The sequence below is a fragment of the Pseudomonas sp. genome (assembly GCF_049645325.1).
Lineage (GTDB): Bacteria > Pseudomonadota > Gammaproteobacteria > Pseudomonadales > Pseudomonadaceae > Aquipseudomonas.
The window spans coordinates 1-9,086 of sequence record NZ_JBARTQ010000308.1; the positions used below are offsets into that span (position 1 = coordinate 1).

Consider the following 9,086-nt stretch of genomic DNA (forward strand, 5'->3'; position numbering starts at 1 on the left):
AGGTGACTGAACCACCGCTTTCGCGAGCAAGCCCGCTCCCACATTTCAGACCCTGTTCCAAGGTTGGAATGGAGTCGATTAATAAAAAATACAGCCTGAGGAGATCCCCATGAACGCTGCCCTGGACGTTCTGCAATCGACCCATCAGCACATCAACCGCGACCGCCTGTGGCAGTCACTGATGGACCTCGCCAAACTCGGTGCCACGCCCAAGGGCGGCGTGTGCCGCCTGGCCCTCACCGACCTCGACCGCAAGGCCCGCGACCTTTTCGTGCAATGGTGCGAAGACGCCGGCTGCACCGTGACCATCGACGGTATCGGCAACATCTTCGCCCGCCGCCCAGGCCGCAATCCCGACCTGCCACCGGTGATGACCGGCAGCCATATCGACACCCAGCCCACCGGCGGCAAGTTCGACGGCTGCTTCGGCGTGCTGGCGGGTGTGGAAGTGCTGCGCACCCTCAACGACCTCAAGATCGAAACCGAGGCGCCGCTGGAAGTGGTGGTGTGGACCAACGAAGAGGGTTCGCGTTTTCCACCGTGCATGATGGGCTCGGGGGTGTTTGCCGAGAAATTCACGTTGGCAGATACCTTGGCCAAGGTCGATGTGGATGGCATCAGCGTGGGCGATGCGTTGAATGCGATTGGCTACGCAGGCACGCGGCCGGAGAGTGGGCATAAAGTCGGCGCCTACTTCGAGGCGCACATCGAACAAGGCCCGATTCTTGAGGACGAGAAAAAGACTATCGGCGTGGTGTTGGGGGCCCTTGGGCAGAAGTGGTTTGACCTGAAACTGCGCGGCGTTGAGGCGCATGCCGGACCGACGCCGATGCACCTGCGCAAGGATGCATTGGTTGGCGCGGCGGCGGTCGTGGCGGCGGTAAATGCGGCGGCGTTGGGGCATCAGCCGCATGCGTGTGGCACCGTGGGTTGCCTGCAGGCGTATCCCGGCTCGCGCAACGTCATCCCCGGTGAAGTGCGCATGACCCTCGACTTCCGTCACCTGGAACCGGCGCGGCTGGACTCGATGATTGCCGAGGTGCGTAAAGTCATCGACGACACCTGCGCCAAGCATGGGCTGACGTTTGAGCTGGAACCCACTGCTGACTTCCCGCCGTTGTACTTCGACAAAGGCTGCGTGGACGCCGTGCGTGATGCGGCGAATGGGTTGGGGCTGTCGAACATGGACATCGTCAGCGGGGCAGGGCACGACGCCATTTTCGTCGCCGAACTCGGCCCGGCCGGGATGATTTTTGTGCCGTGCGAGGGCGGCATCAGCCACAACGAAATCGAAAACGCCGCGCCGGATGATCTGGCGGCTGGGTGTGCGGTGTTGTTAAGGGCGATGGTGGCGGCGTCGGCGGCGATCGCCAGCGGCAAACTCGCGGCCTGACCGCATGCTTTTGTAGTGAGCACGCTTGCCCTGCGCTGGGCTGCGCAGCAGCCCCAAAACCAGCCCCCCGAATACTCCTGAAAAAAACGCGGCGCCTGATGGGGCCGCTTCGCAGCCCAGCGCAGGGCAAGCCTGTTCACCACAAGGAAACCGAGGTCAGCCTGGCTGAATGCCAGTGCATTTGATCGTTCCCACGCGGAGCATGGGAACGATCAACGGTGTCAGGCGCCGGGTTGCCAGCCGCCGCCCAGTGCAGTCACCAACCCCACACTCGCCTGCAACTGCCGCGTCTGCACGGCTTGCAAGGTCCGCTGCGCCTGCAATGCCGCCGTCTGTGCCGTCACCACATCCAGGTAACTCACGGCCCCGGCCTGGTAGCTGTTCATCGCCAGCGATTGCGTATGTTCCGCCGCATCCGCCGCCGCTTGTTCATCCTGGGCCTCCTGCTGCAAATCCCTGAGTTGCGCCAGGTTGTCCTCCACCTCGCGCAGGGCTTTCAACACGCGGCTACGGTACTGCGCCGAAGCTTCTTCAAACTCGGCGTTGGCTTGGCGTTCATTGGCGCTCAGGCGGCCACCGTCAAAGATCGGCAAATTTACTAATGGCCCCAATGCCCAATACCGATTGCTGGCGGACAACAGGTTGCCCACGCCTTGCGTCTGCCCGCCAATCAACCCGGTCAGGCTGAAGTCCGGGTACCACGCCGCCTTCGCCACGCCGATATTCGCGTTGGCCGCAAATACGCGGCGTTCGGCCGCTGCAATGTCTGGGCGGCGTTGCAGCAAGTGGCTTGGCAACTGCGATGGAATGCCCGGCAACGCGATCAACTGCTGGCTGGGCGGCACCGCGAAATCGCTGGCTGCCACACCCACCAGTTCGCCGATGGCATGCTCGGTGAGGTTGCGTTGCCCGCGCACTTCGTCCAGTTGCGCCTTGGCTTCGGCGAGTTGATTTTGCGCGCGGGTCAGGTCCAGCTCCGACGCGATCTGGCCCTCGTAACGGCTGCGAGTGAGTTGCAGCGCCTGGCTGAAATCGTCCAGCGAACTGTTCAGAATCCGGCTCTGCGCATCCAGCCCGTTGAGCTGCACATACAGCGTTGCCAGCTGATGTTGCAGGCTCAGGCGCGCCACGGCGAGGTCATCCCCGGAGGCTTGCGCCTGGGCGTCGCCGGCCGCGACCTGGTTGCGGATTTTGCCCCACAGGTCCAGGTCATAGCTCAGTGAAAAGCCGGCGGTATTGCTGTTGTAAACCGCCGGCTGGGTGTCCCCGCGCAACGGCCGCGAATCCGATTGCCGCTGGCGCAACGGCTGCGCGCTGGCGGTAATCTGGGGGAACAAACCGGCATGCAGTTGGCTGGCATACGCCTGGGACGCGTCAAAATGCGCGAGCGCTGCCGCCAGGTCCGGGTTGGCCTTGAGCAGTTGCTGTTGCAGGTCATTCAGGCGCGCATCGTTGTAGAGCTTCCACCAGTCGGGCGCCAGTTGGTCGGACGGTTGCGCGCTGTGCCAGGGGCCGTCGCTGGTCTGTTCGCGGTACCCCGCAGGCAGGTTGACCGTGGGCACCTTGTAAGTGGGCGCCATCGAGCAACCCTGCAACACCAGCAGCACTAACGCGGCGAGGGGTTTAAGCCCTGTGTGTATGGGCACCTTAAACCTTGCGCGCATGCGCACCTCCGGCATCCGCCAGTTGCACCGGGTCGCCTTCGCGCAGGGCGTCGGGCGGGTTGTCGATTACGCGGTCGGCGGGGTTGAGGCCCTGGTCGATCACCAGGCGTGCCCCGAGGTCGAGACCGATGTGGATGTCTTGCAGGTGCACATGGTTTTGCGCGTCCAGCACCGCGACCTGCGTGCCTTGCGCACGGAAGATCAGCGCGCTGGCCGGGATGCTCACGCCATGGGTGTCGGCCGGGATCGGCAGGGTGGCTTCGGCGTAATCACCGGGCAGCAACTCGCCGTTGGGATTGTCCGCAACGAACTGGGCGAGCAGCGTGCCGGAGCGGCGGTCGATGGCGGTGGAGTCGCCGATCAGGCGCGCCTTGAAGTGCTCGCCGGGGTGCTCAGGCACGGTCAGCTCCGCTTCGAGGCCCGGGTGGATGACGGCTGCGTAGTTCTGCGGTACCGGCACATAGAGGCGCAACTGGTGGGTGTCGGCGATGTTGAACAGTTCCGGGTCGCTGTCGGTGTCGGCCTTGATCAACTGGCCGATGTCGGTGTTGCGCGCGGTGATGGTGCCGGCAAACGGCGCACGAATGGTCTTGTAGCTTTCCAGCGCAGACAGCCGCGCAAAGTCGGCAGCGGCAGCCTGGGCGTTGGCCTTGGCGGCAGCGGCGTTGGAGGTTTTTTCATCGGCCTCCTGGCGCGATACCGAGTGGCTGGCCAGCAGGTTTTGCCAGCGCGTGGCGGTGGTTTCGGCCAGGCGCGCATTCGCTTGTTCCTGGATCAGGCGGGCGTGGGTTTGCGCCATTTGCTGGTCAAGGTCGGGACTGTCGATTTCGCCGAGCACTTGCCCGGCTTTAACCTGACTGCCGATGTCGACTTTCCAGTCCTTCAAGTAGCCGCTGACGCGCGCGTGAATCGGCGCCTTGCTCCAGGCTTCCAGGTGCGCGGGCAAACGCAAGGTGTCGCCGGCGGCGTTCTGTTTGGGCTGGAACACCATCACTTGCGGGATAGCGGCCGTTTCCGTCCAGGCGGTGACCGACTGTTCGTGCAGCGTGCGGGCGTGCAGGCCGTTGGCGACCAACAGGGCGGCCAGTGTCAGGCCGCCGACACCCATGAGCATCAGACGCTTGCGCGAGGGTTTGTGATCAGACGACATGTGGGGTTTCTCCAGCTGCAACGCGAGTAGGGTGACGACCGTGGACCAGGCTGAAGACCACGGGAACAAACAACAGGGTGGCGATGGTGGCGAAGATCAAGCCGCCGATGACGGCCCGGCCGAGCGGGGCGTTCTGCTCCTCGGAAATGGCCAGCGGCAACATGCCGATGATCATCGCCAGGGCGGTCATGCACACCGGGCGGAACCGTGTGTAGCCGGCTTCCATGGCAGCCTTCATCGCGTCGCCATGTTCGGCCAGGCGTTCACGGCAGAAGCTCACCACCAGGATTGAGTTGGCGGTGGCCACGCCCATGCACAGGATGGCCCCGGTCAATGCCGGCACCGACAGCGACGTGCCGCTGAGGAACAGGATCCAGACGATCCCCGCGATCGCCGCCGGCAAGGCGGTGATGATCACGAACGGGTCGGCCCAGGACTGGAAGTTGACCACGATCAGCAGGTAGATCAGCACCACCGCGCCGAGCAGGCCGAAGCTCAAGCCGCTGAAGGCTTCGTGCAGCGCATCGATCTGCCCGTGCAGGCTGATGACGGCGCCTTTGGGGCGCATGGACGCGGTGTCATCCAGCACTTTTTGCACGTCGCGCGCCACGCCGCCGAGGTCGCGGCCTTGCACGTTGGCGTACAGGTCCAGGGTCGGTTCGATGTTGTAGTGGGTCACCACCGCCGGGCTTTGCACCCGGGAGATGGTCGCCACGCCGCCAAGGATCTGCGACTGGCCATCGGCACCGGTCACCGGCAAGGCTTCCAGTGACGGCAAGCTGTCGAGGCGGTACTGCGGCGTTGCGGCCACGATGGAGTACGACACGCCGTTGGCCGGGTTCAGCCAAAACGTCGGTGCGGTTTGCGAGCTGCCGGCCAGCGACGCGACCATGCTGTTGGTCACGTCACGCTCGGTGATGCCCAAGCCGTTGGCGCGCATTCGGTCGACATTCACCTGCAGCGACGGGTAACCAGTGGACTGCTGGATGCGCAGGTCGGCGATGCCCGGTACATGTTGCAGGCGCCGTTCAAGCTCTATGGCGTAGGCGCGGTTTTCCGCATCGCTGCGCCCGGAGATTTTCACGTCCAGTGGCGCCGGTGCGCCGAAGTTGAGGATCTGGCTGCTGATGTCGGCGGGCAGGAACGCGAAGTGGCTGCCGGGGAAACTTTCCGGCAAGGCTTCACGCAGTTTTTTCACGTAATCAGCCGTTGGTGCGTGGTCCTTTTTCAGGGTGACTTGGATGTCGCCATCCTGTGGGCCTATGGTACCGCTGCTGCTGTACGCCATGTCGATGCCGCTGAGCGGGATGCCGATATTGTCGACGATGGTGTCGAGTTCTGCGGCGGGAATCACTTCGCGAATCCGCGCTTCGATGCGGTCGAACGCGGCGGCACTTTCTTCAATGCGTGTGCCCAGCGGCAGACGTACGTGCAGGGCGAGGGCACCGGCGTCGGTCGCGGGGAAGAAGTCCTGGCCCAGGCTCGGCAACAGCAGGAACGAGGCCAGCACGCAGGCCAGGAAGCCGACGATAAAGCGCTTGCGATTGCCCAGGGCCAACAGCAGCAGGCCATGGTAGGTGTCGCGGATGTTCGAGAAGTGACGCTCGAAGCCTTGCTGGAAATTCAGCACCGATTGCAGCACGGCATTGCGCGGTTTCTTGTGCTGTTCACCTTCGTGATGGTTGATGAATTCATCTTCCGGGTGATGCCCTGCACCTTGCTCCGGCACGTGCGGTTTAAGCAGGAACATCGCCAGCGTCGGCACCAGGGTGCGCGAGAGGATGAACGAACTGGCCATGGCGAAAATCACCGCCAGGGCCATCGGCCGGAACAGGTAACCGGCGATGCCTTGCAGCAGGAACATCGGCACGAACACGATGCAGATGCACAGCAGCGAGACGAATGCCGGGCCGACAATTTGTGCGGCGCCGTCGAGGATCGCGGTCTTGACCGCCTTGCCTTGCTCAAGGTGCCAGTTGATGTTTTCGATGGTTACCGTGGCGTCGTCCACCAGGATCCCCACCGCCAACGCCAGCCCGCCGAGGGTCATCACGTTGAGGGTTTGCCCGCTGACCGCCAGCAGCGCGATGGCTGACAGCACTGCCAGGGGAATCGAGGCGGCGATGATGAGGGTCGAGCGCCAGCTGCCGAGGAACAGCAGGATCATCGCGCTGGTCAGCAGCGCGGCGATGATGCCTTCCTGGGCCACACTGCCGACCGATTGCTTGACGAACACCGAGGCGTCGCCCAGCAGCGAGGTCTTCAGTGACGGCGGCAGGGTCTCGTTGATGCGCGGCAGCATCTGGCGGATACCGTCGATGATCGACAGGGTGGAAATACTGCCGTTTTTCAACGCCGGCATCAGCACGGCGCGGTGGCCATCGACGCGCACGATGTTGGTCTGCGGCGGCGAGCCGTCACGCACGTGGGCCACTTGGCCGATGGTGATGATCGCGCCGTCGACGGTCTTGATCGGCAGGTCGTTCAGCTCGTCAATCGCCTTGGGGCTGTTGTTGAGCAGGATCGTGTATTCGTTGGGGCCGAGTTTGGCGGTACCCACCGGGATAATCTGGTTTTGCAGCGCCAGGGCATTGCCCACGTCTTGCGCCGACAGGCCTTTGGCGGCCAGGGCCTGCGGGTCGAGGTCCAGGGTGATCTGGCGCTGCTTGCCGCCCATTGGCGTGGGCATGGCTAGGCCGGGCAGGGCGCTCAACGGCAAGCGGATGTTGTTCTGCACCAGGTCGCGGATCTTCGCTTCCGAGAGGCTCGGGCTGGAGAACGCCAGTTGCAGGATCGGCACCGTGGAGGCGCTGTAATTGAGGATCAGCGGCGGCGTGATGCCGGGTGGCATCTGCTTGAGCACGGTTTGTGACACAGCCGTCACTTGGGCGTTGGCGGTGCGGATATCCACGCCGGGCTGAAAGAAGATCTTCACGATGCCCATGCCGGGCAGCGATTGCGATTCGATGTGTTCGATGTCGTTGACGGTGGTGCTCAAAGAACGTTCGTAGGTGTAGATCACTCGGCCGGCCATGGCGTCCGGTGAAAGACCGTTGTATTGCCATACCACGGCGACGACGGGGATGCCGATATCGGGAAAAACATCGGTGGGGGTTCGCAGGGCCGCCATCGGCCCGATGATGCAGATGAATATGGCCAACACGATAAACGTGTACGGCTTTTGCAGTGCGGTCTTTACCAGCCCGAGCATGCGTGAACCTCCGAAGGAGCAGAATTGCAAACCCCGGCAGTTTTGCCCGACCCACCTAACACGCACCTTTCAGCCAGGTGAAGGAACATTTAGTTAATGGCTGAAGATCGTTTCATATGTATTCATTTGTTCTACATAGGCAGGCTCTCCAAGCTTGTAGCCCATCGGACACGCCACATTTAAGCCGCGTCCATCGCTTTACTGATGTCCTTTGGAGCCCTGCCATGTCATTTAAACACCTGTCACTTAAACCACTTTTGCTGATCCCTGCCCTGGGTGCCGTGCTGCTGTTGTCGGCCTGCGCCGGGCCAATGCCGAAAGCCGACCCGAGCGAAGCCTGGATCGGCCTGAAAGAAGAAGCGCCGAATGACCTGATGGCTGAGCGAGTCGACGGCAAGCGCGTGGACGATGGCCGCTTCTTTGAAGTGAGCCCCGGCGACCATCGTCTTGACGTGACGTTGTTTGAAGAAGAGCCAGGCGACGACAACCAGCAGGACTGCCAGGGCCGGGTCGAGTACAAGAATTTCAAGGCGGGCGAACATTACACCCTGGTGGAGTCCAGCCTGGGCACTAGCGTGCGCGCCTCCCTCAAGGATGGCCACGGCAAGGAAGTCGCAGCGACTCAGGACTTCAGTTGCATGCCGGGCTAGGCGTGATGCACCGCAGCCCTGCGGGGCTTGGCGGGTGCAGCGGGTTTGACGTGGGGGTGATGGTGACGACGGGTCACGCGCATCACCCCCCACAACATGGCGGCGGCTACCGCCAGCCAACCGCAGATCAACAGGAAAATCGTTGTTGCAAGGCTCATCTGGGCCTCCTTTCGCCCCGCTGGGGGCACACACAGTCTTCTCAATGGACAGTCTAGCTACCTCACGGTTGCCTGCTATTGACCAATGGTCGTGTCCGTCCAACGTGTTTGCTCTATCGCGGGCGTTTTACTGAGGCTCAAGGCTATACCCGCGTGGCCGCGCGCCCTATGATCAGGGCCCTTACCGGCAGTTGATCAAGAGAGTAAAAAATTGCGGTTACGGTCGAACATTAAAACTTCCTTGTTGTTGGCCTGCGCGCTGGGGCTTGCGGCCTGTTCCGGGCATCCGTCGAGGCTTGCAGGCCTGCCGGAGCGTGTCGAACTCAATGGCGTGCCGACCTTTCGCAGCGAGGCGTATCTGAGCGGTCCGAGTGCTTTAGCCAGCATGCTGTCGCAACAAGGCATTGTCATGACACCGGGCCTGCTCGATAAACCGCTGCACTTGCCGGGCGCCGAGGCGAACCTTGAGCGCAACATGCAGGTGCTCGCGCGTGAGTACGGGCTGATGGTGTACCCGCTGGACGCCGAACTGACGGCCGTGCTGGCGCAGGTGGCGGCGGGTTACCCGGTGATGGCACGGATCAACCCGAGCCTGTGGTCCGGCACGCGCTATGTCGTGGTGGTGGGGTTTAACCAGCAGAAGAGCACCGTGCTGCTGCGCTCGGGGATGGACCGCCGTTTGGTGATGAGCTTCAGCGACTTTGAATCGGCGTGGAAGAGCGCCGGCCACTGGGCGATCCTGACCCAGCGCCCGAGCCAGTTGCCGGCGAAGGTCGATGCACAGCGCTGGCGCGATGCGGCGAATGCCACCGCCCAGGCCGGTCAGGAGCAGGCGGCGGCACAGGCGCTCAAGGTGCTGG

7 protein-coding genes are annotated in these 9,086 nt (G+C 63.1%); 3 read left to right on the forward strand and 4 right to left on the reverse strand.

What is annotated here, in order from left to right:
- Positions 1-109 precede the first annotated feature (109 nt).
- Positions 110-1,393: a Zn-dependent hydrolase gene (locus tag WBB95_RS13955; RefSeq protein ID WP_424488107.1), complete on the forward strand. Its 1,284-nt coding sequence runs from the start codon at positions 110-112 to the stop codon at positions 1,391-1,393.
- A gap of 221 nt (positions 1,394-1,614) precedes the next feature.
- On the opposite strand, the gene WBB95_RS13960 is transcribed toward WBB95_RS13955, so the two are convergent.
- From WBB95_RS13960 to WBB95_RS13970, 3 genes are read right to left on the reverse strand one after another with little or no spacing between them, the layout of a single operon-like run.
- A complete protein-coding gene (locus tag WBB95_RS13960) occupies positions 1,615-3,033 on the reverse strand; it encodes an efflux transporter outer membrane subunit (RefSeq protein ID WP_424488112.1) in 1,419 nt (472 codons plus the stop codon).
- A gap of 7 nt (positions 3,034-3,040) precedes the next feature.
- A complete protein-coding gene (locus WBB95_RS13965) occupies positions 3,041-4,207 on the reverse strand; it encodes an efflux RND transporter periplasmic adaptor subunit (protein WP_424488108.1) in 1,167 nt (388 codons plus the stop codon).
- Positions 4,197-7,418 carry an efflux RND transporter permease subunit gene (locus WBB95_RS13970; RefSeq protein WP_424488109.1) on the reverse strand — a complete coding sequence of 1,074 codons (3,222 nt, stop codon included), beginning with the start codon at positions 7,416-7,418 and terminating at the stop codon, positions 4,197-4,199. The genes WBB95_RS13965 and WBB95_RS13970 overlap by 11 nt, the downstream gene beginning before the upstream one ends.
- A 239-nt stretch (positions 7,419-7,657) precedes the next feature.
- Between WBB95_RS13970 and WBB95_RS13975 the strand changes: the two genes are divergently transcribed.
- Positions 7,658-8,068 carry a hypothetical protein gene (locus WBB95_RS13975; protein WP_424488113.1) on the forward strand — a complete coding sequence of 137 codons (411 nt, stop codon included), beginning with the start codon at positions 7,658-7,660 and terminating at the stop codon, positions 8,066-8,068.
- Here the strand turns inward: WBB95_RS13975 and WBB95_RS13980 are convergent.
- Entirely contained in the window at positions 8,065-8,226 is a 162-nt protein-coding gene (locus WBB95_RS13980; RefSeq protein ID WP_424488110.1) for a hypothetical protein, read from the reverse strand. The two genes, WBB95_RS13975 and WBB95_RS13980, sit on opposite strands and share 4 nt — an antisense overlap.
- Positions 8,227-8,437: 211 nt before the next feature.
- On the opposite strand from WBB95_RS13980, the gene WBB95_RS13985 reads away from it, so the two are divergent.
- A partial coding sequence (locus tag WBB95_RS13985; RefSeq protein WP_424488111.1) for a peptidase C39 family protein occupies positions 8,438-9,086 on the forward strand: 649 nt, incomplete at its 3' end.

Excerpts from the sequence above, each read along its gene's own strand:
- WBB95_RS13955 (WP_424488107.1), top strand. The coding sequence starts at position 110 with ATGAACGCTGCCCTGGACGTTCTGCAATCGACCCATCAGCACATCAAC.
- WBB95_RS13970 (WP_424488109.1), bottom strand. The coding sequence starts at position 7,418 with ATGCTCGGGCTGGTAAAGACCGCACTGCAAAAGCCGTACACGTTTATC.
- WBB95_RS13965 (WP_424488108.1), bottom strand. The coding sequence starts at position 4,207 with ATGTCGTCTGATCACAAACCCTCGCGCAAGCGTCTGATGCTCATGGGT.
- WBB95_RS13980 (WP_424488110.1), bottom strand. The coding sequence starts at position 8,226 with ATGAGCCTTGCAACAACGATTTTCCTGTTGATCTGCGGTTGGCTGGCG.